The 622-nt window shown below is 75.2% G+C and carries 1 pseudogene; it reads right to left on the reverse strand.

From position 1 onward, the window contains the following. Positions 1 to 553 (reverse strand): annotated as a pseudogene (locus tag AC08ON_RS03290) (MMPL family transporter); the annotation flags it as partial. Positions 554 to 622: the final 69 nt, after the last annotated feature.

A 622-nucleotide genomic window follows, 5' to 3' on the forward strand; every position in this document is an offset into this window, starting at 1 on the left:
GCACGGCGAGACCGGCCGGTGCCCCGTCGCGGGCGGCCGCGACGACGGCCTTCTCGGCGTCGACGAGCTCATCACCCTTGACCTCGCGACCGCCGTCCTGGGCGACGAGCGGCACGGCCACGGCGGCCACAGCGCCGTTGCGGGCGAACTGGGGCGGCCCGAGCTGGCCGGCGTCCACCCCGTGGATCCCGGCGAAGGACCTCACGTCGGCGGTGATCTTGGCTTTGTCCTGCGCGGTCAGCCCGCCCTGGCGGTCGTAGACGACGAAGCCGGGAATCGTCCGCACGGAGCGAAACTGCCGCAACGCGGTGTCGACCTTGGTCGACTCGGCCGAGTTCGGGAGGTAGGCGGCATTGTCGTTCTTCTGGACCTCACCGAGCTTGCCCTGGTAGGACGCGCCGACGCCGCCGAGCAGGAGCCAGCCGACGGCCAGGACCGCGAAGACGTAGACGATGCGTGGCCGGCGGGCGCGCGCCGGACGGCCACCGGAACCGGCGGGGCCGGAAGCGGAATCCGCCAGGGTGCCGTTGCCGTCCCCGGGGGCGTTGCGCACCGCGTCGGCCCCGGCGACAGCCGGCCCCGGCGGGGGCGGTGCCGCTGGCGCTGGCGGGGGCGCTGGCGG

This window comes from Frankia sp. CoWAU3 (assembly GCF_977971855.1).